This window comes from Mucilaginibacter lacusdianchii (assembly GCF_009770985.1).
GTDB lineage: Bacteria > Bacteroidota > Bacteroidia > Sphingobacteriales > Sphingobacteriaceae > Mucilaginibacter > Mucilaginibacter lacusdianchii.
In genome coordinates this window covers 534,603-551,486 of record NZ_WSRW01000001.1, presented here as the reverse complement: position 1 = coordinate 551,486, position 16,884 = coordinate 534,603, and the positions used below count along the sequence as shown (strand labels likewise).

Genomic DNA, 16,884 nt, shown 5'->3' with positions numbered 1-16,884 from the left:
GCATTACCAACTTTAAGCAAACATTTATATTTTTGCCGCAACTAAAAAAGTACTCTGATGGATTCAATGCAAAAAGCTAACGCTACCAGTATTTATTTTACTATTACAGCAGCCGTTATTGTGGGCTTAGCGGGTGTTTTTGTCCGCTTTTTAGATGAATGGTTTGGCCACGGCTTTCTGTTTACCAGTTTATCTAACATCATTTTAGTTATCGGTATTCTGATAGCGTTAAAAGGTGTGTTTGCTATTTTAAAAGCTTAAGTCAACTCTGCACTGTCTTTATATAAAACGGGCTTCCTGATATATTTCAGGAAGCCCGTTTTTTTATGTTTATTGTAAAATTATTTAGGGTGATAGCCCGATTCATTTAAAATCAGTTGCGGATCGGCACTGTTCATTAGTTGTGGCAAGGTAACATTAGGATGCTTTTGCATGTAAGCACGCACAATTTGCCAGCCCGTCCAAATACCCAGCCTTGGGGCCGACTCATTGTTTTCACCTAAGCCCGGCGTAAAAGGGGCCTCGTTCAAATATTTTTGCAATTTCTGGTAATCGGTTTCATATAGCAGATTTTCTTCCAAAAAGTATCCCCATATATTCTTTTCAAACTGTTGGCACCAGTCCAGTTGCTTTTGAGTATAGCCAATTTTCAAGGTGTCGGGGGCATCGGGCAGTACCTGATCCAAAAAGTACATGATTTTTCCTTCATGAACCATTTTAGCCAGTAATGATTTGTCGCGTTCCTGTTCCGGAAACATATCTTCGCGGGCAATGCCTTCTACCACACGTGGTGCAATATTGTCTGGCGTAAAACGGTGGGATATATAACGAGGATAAGCATTAACCAATGCCGGGTAAAATTTGGAATCGGCGCCCAAAAACAAATCAAGCCCAACGGCAAAGTAGCCGTTACCAATAGAGGTTTGCGCCTGAAAGCCTGAAACGTAGGCGTAAACCTTAGGGAGTTGCTTTTGGGGGTAATAATATTTGATGCGCTTAAATGCGTCGGTAAGTTCAGCTTCCTGCTTGTTCAGGTTAGGGAAAACATGGTCAACCTCCTGCTTTAAATCGTTGTATGGCTTGCCGGCAAATACGCGGCGCAGGTTATCATAGCAGGTGGCAGTATCAGTTAGCTTACCGGCCTGTAAAATGCGTTCCATAAAGTCGTTATAAAAGCTGCCGTACTTTTGGTACAGCATCACCGACTTGGGATGCATAGGCGGTGTGCGTAGCTGGTCAAATTCCTTGTCAAACCGTTGTACATGTACCTCCAGTTTGATATGGCTTACGTCAACCTTTTTGTTTTGCTTGCACGCGGTTAGGAGCGCTACACCTAAAATATATAAGTAAAAATGTTTTAATTTGCTTTTACAGGGCATCTTCATTGTCCTTTAAACAAATTTAGTGGTTTTGAGTTGCAATAAAATAAAGCAACTGCATTCTATCTGTCTCAAATCATGAAAATAGCCTTAGCTCAGCTCAACTATCATATTGGTAACTTTGATGCCATCACCGCAAAAATTATAGATGCTATTGATAAAGCCCGTAAAAACGGTGCCGACCTGGTAGTGTTTTCAGAACTCTGCATCAGCGGTTATCCGGCCCGCGACTTTCTGGAGTTTAGAGAATTTATTGATCTGTGTGAACAATCTGTTCAAAAAATTGCTGCGGCCTGTACGGATATGGCCTGCATTATTGGTACACCTACGCCTAATATTAAACGAAATAAAGGTGGTAAAGAGCTACATAACTCAGCCTATTTTATTGCCAATGGCAAAGTACAGCAAGTAGTTAACAAAGCGCTATTACCTAACTATGATGTTTTTGATGAATATCGTTATTTTGAACCCGAGACCGAGTTTTCGGTAGTAGAATTTAAGGGACGTCGGATAGCGTTAACCGTGTGTGAGGATTTGTGGAATACCATTGAAAACCCGTTATACATCACCCGCCCAATGGACGAGCTGATTAAGCAAAATCCTGATGTGATGATTAACATTGCTGCCTCACCGTTTGCTTACAACCATGATGAAGAGCGGATTCAAATCTTAACTGATAATGCTAAGTATTACAAACTGCCGTTGTTTTACGTAAATCACGTAGGCGCACAAACCGAAATTATTTTCGATGGTGGCTCACTGGTATTTGATGCCAACGGCGACCTGGTAGATGAAATGCCATATTTTGAGGAATGCATAGCGTATTATACGCTTAACGATGATAACACGATTACCCCAGAGCAGCCTACAACCAAAAAAGAGCAGCGCCAAAGTGATATCGAGCAAATATACCTGGGCCTGATTTTAGGTATCAAAGATTATTTCTATAAATCTGGCTTTACCAAAGCTACACTTGGTTTATCCGGCGGTATAGATTCAGCCATAGTAGCGGCTTTAGCAGTAGATGCTTTAGGAGCCGAAAACGTAATGGGTATACTGTTACCATCTAAATTCTCTACAGGCCACTCTGTATCCGATGCCGAGGCACTGGTTAAAAACCTGGGCTGTAAATCAGAAACAATTGCTATCAAAGGCGTAACCGATGCGTTTGAAAATGCTTTGCACACGCAGTTTGAAGGACTGCCTTTCAGCATTGCAGAAGAAAACCTGCAAGCCCGTAGCCGTGCGGTTATATTGATGGCTATGTGTAACAAGTTTGGCTATATATTACTAAACACCAGTAACAAAAGTGAGGCTGCTGTAGGTTACGGTACGCTTTACGGTGATATGTGCGGCGGTATATCGGTACTGGGCGATGTGTACAAAACGCAGGTATATCAACTTGCCCGTTACATTAACCGCGACCGTGAAATTATCCCGGAAAATACCATCAGCAAACCACCATCAGCAGAGTTGCGTCCAGATCAAAAAGATACCGACTCGCTGCCCGACTACGATACGCTGGATACCATTTTAATAGAGTACATAGAACATCGCCGCTCATCTGCCGAAATTATACGAATGGGATACGATGAGGCTACTGTGCGCAGAGTAATTAAACTGGTAAACACTGCTGAGCATAAGCGCTATCAAACGCCGCCCATACTGCGTGTGTCGCCCAAAGCATTTGGCATGGGGCGCCGTATGCCAATTGTGGGCAAGTACTTATCCTAAAATTATAAAACATTGGTATATACACGAAAGGGCTGATCAAACTCAGCCCTTTCGTGTATATCATCAGTTAATATTAAGGTTCTGTTTTACTAACTGGTGCGGCAGCCGCAGGTTTCGTTACCTCTGCAACTGCTACTTTGGTTTCTTTTGCCGGCATTTCGGCTACAATCTTATTTTCTTTAGGCGTAGCTGACGCAACGGTGGTTTCGGTCTTATCTTTAAAAGTTTTTAGCTCAGCCATCAAAGCCTCATTTTTGGTTGTCAGGTCTTTTTCCTGATTTTGAAAGCCAGTTACGTCAGCCGTTAATTTGAAAATCTGCGCTTTCTGGGTTTCAATAGTAGCATTTCGAACCAGCAATGCTTCTTTCAAGCTATCCGTCTTGCTTTCCATTCGGCTAATTAACCCGTTGTTTACCTCTGCAGCTCCTTCCACGCGAGCAAGCTTAACCTGCAGCTGCTGTAACATGTCATTTTTGCTATTAATTACTTTACGCAGGCTGTCTACCTCCCGGGTAAGCATTTCAATAACCACTTTTTTACTTTGCGCCTTTAAACCTGTTAGCCCAATCAAGAACAGGCTTACCATCATCAACATAAATTTTCCTCGTGCCATATCCTATATTTTTTATTGTGTGAATAACTATGCTATTCAATTTGCTCGCAGGTTATACAAGGCATTAAGTAGCCAAGCCACCTTATATAGAGCTTAAGTATAAAACAGAATAGAATGCCTAGGGGAGGGGCGGGTGTAGAAAAGTATTGGCTAAAATTGTATAGGTATAACGGCGGTTATTTATTAATAGTTTAAAAGAAGTCAGATTTTTTAGGAGTAACGGTTTTGTTAGTCAAATGATTGTGTGTTATTGGTTATCAGAAAGTTAAAATGCTATTAATGCATGGTTGAATTGTGATTAGATAGTTTAATTGCTCAATAATTGGAATCTGAATTTCTCTAAAAGAAAGATGATGGGGCGGGTAAGGTAAGGCTACTTTTATTAAAACTGAGTATTCTCAAATTATTTGTCACACTGATTAATATCAACGTTATTAACCGGCAAACAACTTTCATATTTCATAGCTTATATCAAATACATTTATCAATGAATTTAAATATGAAGAAGTTAAGTTTTGTGTTAATAGTTTTTTTGACAGGCTTGGTTTGGAGTGCCTGTTCCAGATATAACTATTACGCGGTAGGAAACAATAATAATTTAAGTCGCTACCATACATTTGCATGGCTGCCATCCGTTAAAAATAAATCTACCAGTGCTTATAATAGCGACATTACCGATCAGCGCATTAAAGAAGCCGCAACCGAAAATTTAGAACAACGCGGACTAATGCTTAAAGCTAACAAACCTGATTTGCTGGTACGCTACAACATTATGCTGAGCGATAAAGAGCGTGTTTATGATCAGCCGGTTTACGATTACGTAGGCGGAGGGGCTTATCCGGCAGTAGGTTATTACCGTGGTCGCAGGTTTTTTTATTACCGCTATGCCAATCCATACCCGGTTTATGTAGGGCAGGATGTAGAGCGAGTGCCTTACAAAGAAGGTACTTTAATGATAGATTTGATTGACCGCAATACCCATAAAGTGATTTGGCGAGGTTACGGCATTGGCGAGGTAGATAACCCGGCAAAGGCAATTCAGGATTTGCCTAAAATAGTGGAAGGTATCATTAAAAAGCTGCCGCTTACGCCTATGAAAAATTCTTAAGAATATTTTCAAAAAATAACAATTACGGGTTAAACCTTTCGTTACTTAGAAGTCTAATAAAATAAGTAAACAAAAACAATGAATAGAAAATGGTATATAGGACTCGTACTGTTATGCCTGTCAGTACTTTCAGCCTGTTCAACAGGCTACAGGTATTATAAAGCCGGTAACAGCTTTATAAGTGTAAACCGTTATAAAACATTTGCCTGGGCGCCTACACTGCCAACCCGTAAACCGGATAGCATTGTAAGTACCCAAAAAGCACTGGGCGCTCGTTTAGACTATTTGAACAACAGCAAGTATTTTAAAAGCCCACAAGCTGTTGAGCAAATCAGAACGGCTACTGTAGCAGCCCTGCGAACCAAAGGGTTAACAGTGGATGAAAATAACCCTGATTTGCTGGTGCGTTTTACTACACTGGTTGACCGTGGTACCCGTCGCAGCTATTATAACTATCCTTACTACGGTGGCTTTTATGGCGGCTGGGGTTGGGGCTGGGGTTACCGCTTTAGCCCATGGTGGGGTGGTTACGGTTGGGGTGGTCCTGGTTTTGGATACCCTGTACAGGAACACTTTAAAGAAGGTGTGCTGGCTATTGAGCTGATTGATACCCGTACACATGAGCCGGTATGGATTGGCTATGGTGCCGGTGAATTGAAACGTGACCCTGAAAAAGTTATTGCTCAGTTGCCTAAGGTGGTAGATGGTATTTTTAAACAATTACCGGTTAGCCACTAACAGCTATCTGCATTTTGTAAAAGAAAAGGCTCGTCTGGTTAATCAGGCGAGCCTTTTTTATGCTCTTAAAATACAGCGTTAAGGGTAATGGTCACATCGCGGGTTGTGGTTTGCCCGTTGGTAATAATTACTGGGTTCAAATGGCCCTCGCCATCAGCTTCGGCAGCAAAATAGCCATTGGTTTCTTTTATAAAAACTGAATATTTACCGGCAGGTAATTTTACCTGGTAACGTCCGGTACTGTCGCTTCGGGTATGTGCCGCCAATCGGCTACTGATCTTGGTAAACAGTGGCATGTTGCCGGTTGCTTGTGTTGTAGTAGTAGCCTGGTATACATAAATATCCTTAACCACACCCCGCCCTCTGCTTTTGGGGCGGCCAGGGCCTGGCATCTGGTTGCCGCTTAAATTATAAATGTGTCCTTGCAAGGTACCTGTTGGTGAACCGTTTTTTTGTATGGCGCAGGCAACTAGCAAAGTGCATCCCAGCAGGCTTAAAATCTTAAAAATGTTATTCATAAATCAACGTTTGGCAAATTTTCTAATCAATAAAACCTGCTAGTGTAAGCGCTTAAGTTTAGGAACTTTTATTAACTTAAATTCGTTAAACTTACACAATTTTCTGCTGTGTCTATGCAGCTTCGTTTTTAAGCCTTTTATGAATAAATTTTACGCTAAAAGTATTGGTGGGTTACTGTTATTGCTGGTATCGGCTATTACAGCGCTGGCGCAAAAACCGTTGGTTAGCGCCGCAAAAAAAGCTGAACTTGATCAAATGGCTGTGCAGTTAAACAGCACTTATGCCACTAATCAGCAAAAAGCCCAGCAGTTAGCCGTTCAGCATAACTGGACGATACGCAAGCGTACCAAAAGCGGTAACATTTTTTCATTACAGCGCATTACGCCTAATGGCTTTCCTATCTATTACAAAAACTTTAACAATACTACAGCCGCTGCCACAACCCGTACCAACGAGGTGCAGCCTGGCGGTGCACTCAATTTAAACCTATCGGGCTCCAGCACATTTTTAAACGGTAAGCTGGGCATATGGGATGGCGGCGCAGTATATGCCAACCATCAGGAATTTGCTGGAAAATCTATTACCCTGCGCAACAACGTTGCTACCGACTTGCATGCTACGCACGTGGCCGGTACCATGATAGCAAAAGGTGTGTATGCACCGGCAAAAGGCATGGCTTTTAACGCTACCACTTTACAGTCGTACGATTTTGATAACGATATTTCGGAGATGACCGCTGCGGCGTCGAACTTATTACTCTCTAATCACTCCTATGGTGTAATTGCAGGCTGGAATTATGATGATGATTTAAGCCGCTGGGAATGGTATGGTTTACCGGGCGATACGGTAGATTACAAGTTTGGTTATTATGACACCGATGCCCGCAGCCTTGACCAGTTGACTACTACAGCACCTTATTATTTAATTGTAGCGGCATCGGGCAATAGTCGGGGCTATCCGGGGCCTGCGGTTGGTACTACTTATTACGGTTTCCAGAGCCGTACCAATCAAACCATCGTAAGCAAAGGCCCAAGGCCTGATAATATCAGCAGCAATACGGGGTATGATATTATTCCGGGGTTTGCTACGGCCAAAAATATTTTAACAGTAGGAGCGATTAACCAGTTGCCCTTTGGCCCTACCAACCGGCAGGATGCAACGATATCTTACTTCAGTTCAATTGGCCCTACAGATGACGGCAGAATCAAGCCGGATATTTGTGGCGACGGCGATGCCATATTATCAACCAGTAATACCGGAGTTGCTGCTTATACTACATTGTCGGGTACGTCAATGTCTACCCCTAATGTTACCGGCTCGCTTTATTTACTGCAAGAGTATTACGCACAAAAAAATAGCGGTAACTTTATGCGTTCGGCTACCCTTAAATGTTTGGTATGTCATACGGCATTCGATGCCGGTAATGTTGGTCCCGATTATATTTTTGGCTGGGGGATACTGGATATGCGCAGTGCTACCCAAGCCATAACCAACCGTGGAACCACCAGCTTAATTAACGAGAATACCCTAACTCAGGGGCAAACGCAAACTGTAAAAGTAATTGCATCAGGCAACGGGGTGCTGGCGGCTACCATAGCCTGGACAGATCCGCAGGCTACGGTATCGGCCGACGGTACGATAAATGACCGTACTATAAAATTAATTAATGACTTGGATATCCGCATTAGTGACGGTAGCAATACCTATAGCCCGTGGGTGCTTAATATAAATACCCCATCGGCTAATGCTACCCAAGGTGATAACATTAGGGATAATGTAGAGCAAGTATTGATCGATGGTGCAACACCAGGAAAAACGTATACAATTACCATATCTCATAAAGGTACATTGCAGGGTGGCAGTCAGGCTTACTCGCTGATTGCAACCGGCATTGGCGGTACAAATTATTGCACTTCGGCAGCATCATCAAGCGCCGATTCACGTATTGACAATGTTACTTTAGCTAATATCAACAACACACCGGCAACAGGGTGTACTACTTATTCAAATTATACGAGTTTGACAGCTCAGTTAGAGCAAGGGCGTACTTACCCGCTCAGCTTAAAACTGGGTACATGCGGTGCTAATTTCAGTAAAATAGCCAAAGTGTATATTGATTGGAACGGCGATGGGTCCTTTAATAACACGGATGAATTGGTAGCTACTACAGGCGTTATTGGTGCAACCACTACTTACAACACCAACATAACTGTACCCGGTGCAGTTATAGCCGGAAATTATTCCCTGATGCGGGTGGTGCTGGTAGAAACGACAGATGCCAATAGTATAACACCATGCGGTACCTACAACAAAGGCGAAACGCAAGATTATCGCGTACAATTTTTACAAGCTACTACGGATGTTGGGCCAATTACAGTTACCGGTGGTGCAACAGGGGGCGCTTGTGCCGGGCCAAGTAATGTAACTGTACGGCTTAAAAATTTTGGTTCGCAGCCGGCAAGTAATATCTCGGTGAGGGTTACTATTACACAAGCATCTGGTCAGGTAACTACTTTAAATGAAGTGTACACGGGCACATTAGCAGCGTCAGCCGAAGATGATTTTCTATTAAACGGAACGTTTACTACACAGGCCGGAAGTACTTACACGCTTACAGCTACTACTACGCTTGCTGCCGACCAGGTAGCCACTAATAATCAAACCACCAGTACACTGGTTACGGGTTCTATACCGATACCTGCCGGTCTTTTTGCTTATTTTTGTAACGATACGCAACGTTACCTGCTCACGGGCGAAGATACCGGCCAGCTGTTGTGGTATACCAGCGCAACTGGCGGCGTACCTATAGCATTGGGAAATAATACCTATACAGCAACAGCACCTACAAACAATACCTTTTATGCCGGCATTAACGATTTTAGTGGCAATGTAGGGCCGGCAAGCAAAAATGCCTTCTCGGCCGGTAGTTACAATCAGTTTACCTCGTCTGTATATGTAAATACTAAAATACCGGTAATTATTAAAAGTGCACGGTTATATGTAGGAAACTCAGGGCGTATTACATTTACAGTTACAAATACCAGCGGGCAAGTAGTATCATCCAGAACATTGAATGTTAGAGCTACGCGCACTACGCCAGGGCCCGGCGCGCAAGTTGATGATCCTAACGATGCCGGCCGTGTATACAACCTCGACTTACTGTTGCCTGCTGCAGATACTTACAGTATTAGTGTTAGTTATGCCAACGGCGCTACTTTATACCGAAACAATGGTGGGGTTAACGGTTATCCTTTCACAATAGGAAATGTCTTTAGCATCACCCGTAATGATGCGGTATCGTCATCAGCCCCGAGGGATACTTCTTATTATAAAAATTTATATTATTATTTTTATAATATGCAGGTAGTAAGTGCAGGGTGTGCATCTGTTGCACGGCAGCCGGTTACCGTTACCAATGCCGTAATCACTCAAAATGGTGCTACGCTGGTGTCTAGTTTTACAAGCAATAACCAGTGGTACCTCAATGGCGAATTGTTAGCAAACGCTACCGGGCAAACTTTAACGCCATTGCAAAGCGGGCAATACCAGTTACGAAATGTGCTTGCCACAGGCTGTACTGCTATATCGCCGGTTTTCACTTATATTAAAGCAAACGCGGTGGTAAACGGTTCGGGTAACATTGGTTTATCGGTATTCCCGGTTCCTGCTGGTACTGAGCTTAATCTGTCGTTTTTAGCACCTGTAGCCGACAACCTGACCGTATCGTTAATAAATAGTGCCGGGCAGACAGTATACAGCAATGCCAGGAAAGCAATAACAGCTGGCAACTATACGCAAATCATCAACGTTTCTAACTTAGCGCCGGGTACATATGTGTTACGGTTGCTATTAGGGCAAACGGTATATACCAGTAAGGTTATCATATCACGTTAAAAATGTTATACAAAAAAAGGCCTTGGTGATATACCCAGGCCTTTTTTTGTATCAAATAATAATAAGTTAAAAAGTATATTTCAAACCTAAGCCGGGTGCAATGTCAAAAAAAGTACCACGGGCCAGCTCAACACGCGGATTCAAATCTAAGCTTACGGCAATAGGTGCATTGGGGATGATATATTCTAAACCTAAAACACCATCGGCACCCAGTAAAATGCTGCTGCTGTCATAATAATCTTCGTCGCCGTTAAAACGCTTGTAATAGCCGCTGCCTACTGCGCCAATGTGCGCACCGCCGCCATAATAAAATTTAAGTTCGGGTACGTTGAACGCGGTTTGATGTTTTTCCCATAAGCCCGTTACAACCAGGCCGTGTTTGCGAAAACCTAAAATACCTTCGAGCGCTACATCGCTCTGCATAAAATATTTACCGGAAATGCCGTTTTCATAGCCACCAAACTTAAGGCCTAAGGCGTATGGGTAAGAGGTGGCGGTTTGGCCGCTGGTTTGGGCCATAGCTTGCCGCGTAAATAATATGGCAAACGCAGCCATCGCAAAGATTAAGGTTGCTTTTTTCATCATCATAGTTTTGCAAATAACGTCAGATTTTAAATTTTATGCCCCTGTTGCATTAAAGCATTAGTACAAATAGTTGTATCAGGCTGAGTGTCAATTCTGTTAATTTGCAGTAAGACACACATTTTTGAGAATCGTTTAATAGCAATTATATAAATTTAGAGGCTTAATAAATATATTTTCAATATGAAATTATCTGTGAGTAGCATAAAGTTATGGGTAACAGCAGCCATTCTTTTAACCGGTTGGGAGTTACATGCACAAAACCAAGCTGCGCAGTCATATAAAAATGGCTTGGTAGTTTGTGCTTATCCTGACGCTGCCCAAGCCGGATTATCTATATTAAAAAAAGGCGGTAACGCGGTAGATGCTGCCGTAGCAGTACAATTTGCTTTAGCCGTAACGCTCCCCGAAGCTGGCAACATTGGCGGAGGCGGATTTATGGTTTACCGCTCGGCCAAAGGCCAAGCCGCCACGCTCGATTTCAGAGAAAAAGCGCCTGGGGCTGCGAGTACTAATATGTATCTGGATGCATCAGGAAATATTATTCCGGGTAAAAGCTTATACACCCATCAGGCGGTTGGTGTGCCTGGGTCGGTAGATGGAATGGTGGAGGCTCACCGTAAATATGGCAAATTGCCTTGGACCGCACTGGTGCAGCCTGCCATCGATTTAGCCCGTAAAGGTTTTGTGATAACGCAACATTTGGCCGATGATTTAAATTATAACCAAGCCGAGTTTAAAAAATTAAACCCCGGTAAATCATATTTTTTAAAAGCAGCACCTTGGAAGGCTGGTGATATTTTAGTGCAAGAAGATTTGAGCAAAACTTTGACTTTGATACGCGACAAAGGTCGGGATGGTTTTTACAAAGGTGGCGTAGCCAATCAACTAATTGCCGAAATGCATAGTGCCGACGGGCTTATTTCGCAGGCTGATTTGGATAACTACCATTCGGTATGGCGCAAGCCGGTTACCGGTAAATACAAGCAGTATGAGATCATTACCATGCCGCCACCTTCTAGCGGCGGGATTGCGCTGCTGCAACTACTGCATAGCGTTGAGAAGTACCCGCTGAGTCGCTGGGGGCATAACAGTGATTCGACCGTACGATTGATGGTGGAAGCCGAGCGTCGTGTGTATGCCGACCGGTCTAAATACCTGGGCGACCCCGATTTTTACAAAGTACCTGTAGACAGTTTGCTGAACCCCCGATACATCGATACCCGCATGCAAAGCTTTAGCTGGGCAGCTGCTACACCTAGTAGCAGCATACAGCCCGGAACCTTTGCCGGATATGAAAGCGACCAAACTACCCATTATTGTGTTGTTGACCGCGAGGGAAATGCGGTATCCATCACGACCACATTAAACGGCAGCTTTGGTGCCAAGATTTTTGTAAAAGGCGCCGGCTTTTTACTGAATAATGAAATGGACGACTTTAGCTCGAAGCCAGGCACACCTAATATGTATGGGCTGGTTGGCGGCAAGGCCAACAGTATTCAGCCAGGCAAACGCATGTTATCGTCCATGACACCTACCATACTGGAAAAAGACGGTAAGTTGTTTATGGTGGTAGGCACGCCGGGTGGCTCAACCATTATTACATCAGTATTTCAAACTATATTGAATGTGCTGGAGTTTGGGCAGGATGCGCAGCAAGCCGTAGCATCCAAACGTTTTCATCACCAATGGCTGCCCGATATAATAAGTACTGAGAAGGACGCGTTCAGTTCGTCTACTTCCGCTAAAGTTACCGAAAAAGGTTATTTTCTTAAAGAAGGGGGCTCTATAGGTAGGGTAGAAGCCATTGTAAACACGCCCAAAGGTTACACAGGTGGTGCCGACCCGAGGGGAGATGATACGAAAACCGGTTGGTAATAAATATCACTTTTAAACAATTCATTAAGCCGCTTTACGTTATATAACACTTGGCCGAAGATTTCATAGTCGGAAAATACAGGCAGGCGGCATTTTAACTACCTTTGATATGCATGTATAGTAAGGTGAAACATCAGCACGAGACTATTGATTATTTACTGAAAATTGTTTGGCAGAATATGGCCAACCGCTACAATCAACTGGTTGCCGATTGGGGTATTACACAATCTATAGGTTATTTACTGATTAATATAGACGAAACAGAAGGTACAACGGTATCGCAGGTTGCTGCTTTATTGGGACTAAAATCAACCAGCTTGTCGAGGATGTTGAGCCAGATGGAGCAGATGGATTTGATTTACCGCCAGTCGAACAAAGGCGATAAGCGATCGGTAAAAGTATATCTGACCGACCTGGGAAAAGAGAAGCGCCACCTGGCCCGCGGTTTGGTTAAGCATTTCAATAACTATCTGAACGAGCATTTGAGCGATAAAGAAAAGCAGACTTTGATAACCACCCTTAAAAAAGTTAACCAGCTAACGCTCGATTATAAGCCCTGATTTAATACATTTTTACACTCATTGAAGCGTTTGGTGGTTAATTATCGTATTGTTTAAATGTTAAAAATTGTTAAGCTGCTTATTTTGAACTTTAAAACGATAAATTTGCGGTTTGAAATGACCCGGATGAACAGGTTGCTGATATTAATTGCTTTGTGTGTGCTGGCTTTTGCTTCGTGTAAAAAAGCAGATGATACGCAAGTGGTAATTAACGGTGAACAAGCCGCCATTGACGATAAGCTAATTACAGATTACCTTACTACCCATGGTATTACTAATGCTAAACGGGTAGAAAATACTAATGCTGCCGGTTTATCATTGGGGCCAGACACGATAGGTGTATGGTACCAGATTGTAAAGCAAAGTACAACCCCTTCACTTTACAATTCAAGCTCTACCAGGGTTACGGTAGGATATACAGGTACGTTGCTTACCACGGGTGAAGTATTTGCCCAAACCGGTGATTTCCATCCGTCTTTTACCCTTGGCGAGGTAATAAAAGGATGGCAGGTGGGTATACCTAAAGTGAATAAGAACGGCATAATACGGTTATTTATAGCTTCGCGTAATGCTTATGGGGCTTATGCTCACCCTGAAGTTAAATATAATGGCTTGCCGGCCAATGGCTTACCTGCTAATGCTGTGCTGATTTTTGATATAGAAGTAATTGATGTAACGAACTAATTAAATGAAACTAACTTACTTAACGCTTTGTGTACTATTAACTTTAGGCTTTGTATCTTGTCGGAAAGACAAACAAGATATCGGGATTAAAGAATTTGATGAACAACAAATTACTGCATATATAAAAGCCAACGGCCTTAATAATATGAAGCGTGCGGATGGTGATACATCTGGCATCTATTATGAGATACTCAATCAGGGTACAGGTGCTACGCTCAGATATCAGGATACTATTGCTTATACATTCAGCATTAATTCACTTGATGGATTATATAACTCTACCGACACCGTTTTTAACCATGGATGGTCATTTGTAGGACAATTGATACCTAGTGGTGTACAGCAGGCTGTTTATAATTTGGTAAAAACTAAAGGTACCCGTGCCCGTTTTCTAATCCCATCGCGTTTGGCTTATGGTTCTAGTGGTTTTGGTAACGGAAGCAGCAGGCTAAGGGGTAATCAATCTTTGTATTATTATATTAATGTTATCAATAATCAAGATGCGTACGATGACGCCTGTATACAAAGCTATTTTAAAAATACCAACTCTAACCCGGCCGAGTATACTAAAATTACATCGGGCCGATATGCCGGGCTTTACTACAAAATTAGAAAAGCCGGTACCGGTACTACTTTAATTAATGAAACGTCAACAGTTGCTATTGATTATAAAGGAAGCTTCTTGAATGGTACTGTGTTTGACCCAAGTAATTATTCTGAAAACAATAATGCGTCTCCCGCTACTTATGATTTAAATAATCCTAATGCACTAATACCGGGCTTTAGAGAGGCATTGCTGTTAGCTAAAAATCAAGGTACGGATATTACGGTAATCGTGCCATCGCGTTTAGCATATGGCAGACCAGGTAGTGTCAATCCAACTACTAGAGCAGTAGTCATTCCATCTAATAGTGTATTAATTTTTGACGTTACCATAAATACGGTAACTAACCCGTAATCAGGGCTTGGCTACTGCCGCACGATAAGTTTTCAAAGCGCGTTCTTTACCCGCTTTGTTTTCAATAATGGGTTCAGGATATTGGTTAGTACCATATTCCGGAACCCATTTTTTTATGTACTCATTTTTAGAGTCAAACTTTTTTATTTGCGCCTCAGGATTGAAAATTCTAAAATACGGCATTACATCAGTACCCGAACCAGCCACCCACTGCCAGCTGCCAACGTTGGTTGATCCTTCATAATCCAGCAGTTTACGGGCAAAGTAGTGTTCGCCCAGGCGCCAGTCAACCAATAAATGCTTTACCAAAAAGCTGGCTGCCACCATGCGTACACGGTTATGCATAAAGCCGGTGGCATTCAGTTCGCGCATGCCGGCATCTACCAGCGGGTAGCCGGTTTGACCTTTGCACCATAATTCAAATTCATGCTCATTGTTGCGCCATTCTATACGGTCAAAAGCTGCGCGGTAAGCATGCTTTTCGGTTTCCGGAAAATGGTCCAGTATCATCATATAAAACTCGCGCCATACCAGTTCACCCAGCCAGGTTTGCTCGCGCGTAAAAGCTGCACGGGCAGCATCGCGTATGCTCACGGTGCCAAAACGCAGGTGAATGCCTATGTGAGAGGTGCCTTTTTTGGCCGGATAATCGCGGTTACGGGCATAGTCGTCTATAATATGCTCATATTCCGTTTCCGGAAACTCAATACTGCTTTCAGTAAAGTTCATTTGCTGCAAGGTGATATTGGGCAGCGATTTAGTTTTGTGCAGATTGCTTAAATACTTTTCGGTAGGATAAGAGCTTAAGTAAAAAACATTTACCTTTTTAAACCAACGCTTTTTGTAGGGCGTAAAAACAGTATAAGGTTTGCCGTCATCTTTTACCACCTCATCGCGCTCAAAAATCATTTGATCTTTAAATGTACGGAAGGGGATGCCCCGCTGCTGTAGCTTTTCGCCTATGCTGCCGTCGCGCCTTTTGGCGTAAGGTTCATAATCGCGGTTGGTGTAAACGGAAGCTACGGTGTATTCTTGTAAAATCTCGTTCCAGGCATCATCGGGCTTGGCGTACTTTATTAATAAGCTGCTGCCATGTTTTTGCAATTCATCGCGCAGAGTTTGTATGGTTTGATAAATAAACGTTACCCTGGCGTCGTCCCTGTCTTCCAGTTTGTCAAGTATCTCGCGATCGAAGATAAACAGGCACAATACCGGCTGGCCGCTTTTTAGCGCATGATATAATCCGGCATTATCATGTAACCGCAAATCGCGGCGTAACCAAAAGAGGGTAATGGGTGCTTTTTTATCCATAAATATTTTGTAAGGCTTTAGCTACATCCGGGTATTTAAATTGAAATCCGGCCTGTTCTATCTTATGGGAAGAAACGCGGGTACTGCCCAGCACCACTAAATTCATTTCGCCAAAAATGCGTTTTAATACAAACGCAGGTACGTTGGGCAGCCATAATGGTTTGTGAAGTTGTTTGGCAACGGCCTGTGTAAGTTGCTGGTTGGTTACCGGGTGGGGCGCTACCATATTATAAACGCCGGGTGGGCAATGGCCTTCAATGGCGTATAGGTACATATCTACCACATCCTGCCAGTGTATCCAGGGCACCCACTGCTTGCCGCTACCCAGTGCCGATCCAAATCCTAATTTGATGGGCATAGCCAGTTGCGGTAAGGCGCCACCTTGTTGGGTTAGGACCACGCCGGTGCGAAACTTGGTAACGTTTAATCCCAGTTGCTTTCCCTCGTCTACCGCCTTTTCCCATTCAATACAGCACGTGCCTAAAAAATCGTGCATGGGCCGACTCGTTTCTGTGAGCAACTCATCGCCCCGGTTGCTATAGTAACCGGTTGCCGATGCCGAAATGATGTTTTTAACATTATGCGGATGCTTTTTTAATACGTCATAAATTAACCGGATAGATTCGGTACGACTGTTAATTAATAACTTTTTGCGTTCCTCCGTCCAGCGTTTATCGGCAATGCCAGCACCGGCCAGATGGATAATGGTATCAACGCCGTCAACACAGGCTTCATCAATTTGGCCTTGCTCTACATTCCATAAATAGGTTTTTACCTGCTGATTTTTACCATGCGTACGACTTAAATGACTTACCTGGTGGCCTTGGCGTAATAAAGCATCCGTCAGGTCCTTTCCTAGCAAGCCGCTACCACCGGTAATCAATATATGCTGTTTAGCCATGGTATAATATATAGTTAAGGTTAAA

General features: G+C 43.1%; 15 protein-coding genes. 9 read left to right on the top strand and 6 right to left on the bottom strand.

The features are described 5' to 3' along the window. The first annotated feature begins 57 nt into the window (after positions 1 to 57). Positions 58 to 261 carry a hypothetical protein gene (locus GPM24_RS02550; protein ID WP_158825166.1) on the top strand — a complete coding sequence of 68 codons (204 nt, stop codon included), beginning with the start codon at positions 58 to 60 and terminating at the stop codon, positions 259 to 261. 80 nt (positions 262 to 341) lie between these two features. Here the strand turns inward: GPM24_RS02550 and gldB are convergent, their stop codons facing one another. After that, on the bottom strand, positions 342 to 1,385 hold the full coding sequence (gene gldB, locus GPM24_RS02545) for a gliding motility lipoprotein GldB (RefSeq protein WP_158825165.1): 1,044 nt from the start codon (positions 1,383 to 1,385) through the stop codon (positions 342 to 344). Between the two features lie 72 nt (positions 1,386 to 1,457). Here gldB and GPM24_RS02540 point away from each other — a divergent pair, with 72 nt between their 5' ends. Next, positions 1,458 to 3,113 carry an NAD+ synthase gene (locus GPM24_RS02540; RefSeq protein ID WP_158825164.1) on the top strand — a complete coding sequence of 552 codons (1,656 nt, stop codon included), beginning with the start codon at positions 1,458 to 1,460 and terminating at the stop codon, positions 3,111 to 3,113. 73 nt (positions 3,114 to 3,186) lie between these two features. Here GPM24_RS02540 and GPM24_RS02535 read toward each other — a convergent pair whose 3' ends face one another. Then, entirely contained in the window at positions 3,187 to 3,726 is a 540-nt protein-coding gene (locus tag GPM24_RS02535) for a hypothetical protein (RefSeq protein ID WP_158825163.1), read from the bottom strand. Between the two features lie 499 nt (positions 3,727 to 4,225). Here GPM24_RS02535 and GPM24_RS02530 point away from each other — a divergent pair, with 499 nt between their 5' ends. Both GPM24_RS02530 and GPM24_RS02525 read left to right on the top strand, forming a co-directional pair. Continuing rightward, a complete protein-coding gene (locus GPM24_RS02530; protein ID WP_158825162.1) occupies positions 4,226 to 4,834 on the top strand; it encodes a DUF4136 domain-containing protein in 609 nt (202 codons plus the stop codon). 78 nt (positions 4,835 to 4,912) lie between these two features. Further along, positions 4,913 to 5,572: a DUF4136 domain-containing protein gene (locus GPM24_RS02525; RefSeq protein WP_158825161.1), complete on the top strand. Its 660-nt coding sequence runs from the start codon at positions 4,913 to 4,915 to the stop codon at positions 5,570 to 5,572. Between the two features lie 65 nt (positions 5,573 to 5,637). On the opposite strand, the gene GPM24_RS02520 is transcribed toward GPM24_RS02525, so the two are convergent. Then, a complete protein-coding gene (locus GPM24_RS02520; protein WP_158825160.1) occupies positions 5,638 to 6,090 on the bottom strand; it encodes a carboxypeptidase-like regulatory domain-containing protein in 453 nt (150 codons plus the stop codon). Between the two features lie 139 nt (positions 6,091 to 6,229). Here GPM24_RS02520 and GPM24_RS02515 point away from each other — a divergent pair, with 139 nt between their 5' ends. Further along, positions 6,230 to 9,985 carry a S8 family serine peptidase gene (locus GPM24_RS02515; RefSeq protein WP_158825159.1) on the top strand — a complete coding sequence of 1,252 codons (3,756 nt, stop codon included), beginning with the start codon at positions 6,230 to 6,232 and terminating at the stop codon, positions 9,983 to 9,985. 66 nt (positions 9,986 to 10,051) lie between these two features. Here the strand turns inward: GPM24_RS02515 and GPM24_RS02510 are convergent, their stop codons facing one another. Further along, positions 10,052 to 10,573 (bottom strand): hypothetical protein, encoded by a 522-nt coding sequence (locus tag GPM24_RS02510; protein WP_233268716.1) that lies wholly within the window; start codon positions 10,571 to 10,573, stop codon positions 10,052 to 10,054. 177 nt (positions 10,574 to 10,750) lie between these two features. Between GPM24_RS02510 and ggt the strand changes: the two genes are divergently transcribed. The 4 genes from ggt to GPM24_RS02490 all read left to right on the top strand — a co-directional run bounded on the left by ggt (position 10,751) and on the right by GPM24_RS02490 (position 14,647). After that, on the top strand, positions 10,751 to 12,445 hold the full coding sequence (gene ggt, locus GPM24_RS02505) for a gamma-glutamyltransferase (protein WP_158825158.1): 1,695 nt from the start codon (positions 10,751 to 10,753) through the stop codon (positions 12,443 to 12,445). 113 nt (positions 12,446 to 12,558) lie between these two features. After that, positions 12,559 to 13,005, top strand: coding sequence for a MarR family winged helix-turn-helix transcriptional regulator (locus GPM24_RS02500; RefSeq protein ID WP_158825157.1), 447 nt, complete (start codon positions 12,559 to 12,561; stop codon positions 13,003 to 13,005). A 57-nt stretch (positions 13,006 to 13,062) separates the two neighbouring features. Continuing rightward, on the top strand, positions 13,063 to 13,689 hold the full coding sequence (locus GPM24_RS02495) for an FKBP-type peptidyl-prolyl cis-trans isomerase (RefSeq protein WP_158825156.1): 627 nt from the start codon (positions 13,063 to 13,065) through the stop codon (positions 13,687 to 13,689). Positions 13,690 to 13,693: 4 nt separating this feature from the next. Beyond that, positions 13,694 to 14,647 carry an FKBP-type peptidyl-prolyl cis-trans isomerase gene (locus GPM24_RS02490; protein ID WP_158825155.1) on the top strand — a complete coding sequence of 318 codons (954 nt, stop codon included), beginning with the start codon at positions 13,694 to 13,696 and terminating at the stop codon, positions 14,645 to 14,647. Here the strand turns inward: GPM24_RS02490 and GPM24_RS02485 are convergent, their stop codons facing one another. After that, positions 14,648 to 15,958 carry a cryptochrome/photolyase family protein gene (locus tag GPM24_RS02485; protein WP_158825154.1) on the bottom strand — a complete coding sequence of 437 codons (1,311 nt, stop codon included), beginning with the start codon at positions 15,956 to 15,958 and terminating at the stop codon, positions 14,648 to 14,650. Continuing rightward, the gene (locus GPM24_RS02480; RefSeq protein WP_158825153.1) at positions 15,951 to 16,859 is read right to left on the bottom strand and encodes a TIGR01777 family oxidoreductase; all 909 of its coding nucleotides are present in this window, start codon (positions 16,857 to 16,859) and stop codon (positions 15,951 to 15,953) included. The genes GPM24_RS02485 and GPM24_RS02480 overlap by 8 nt, the downstream gene beginning before the upstream one ends. Positions 16,860 to 16,884: the final 25 nt, after the last annotated feature.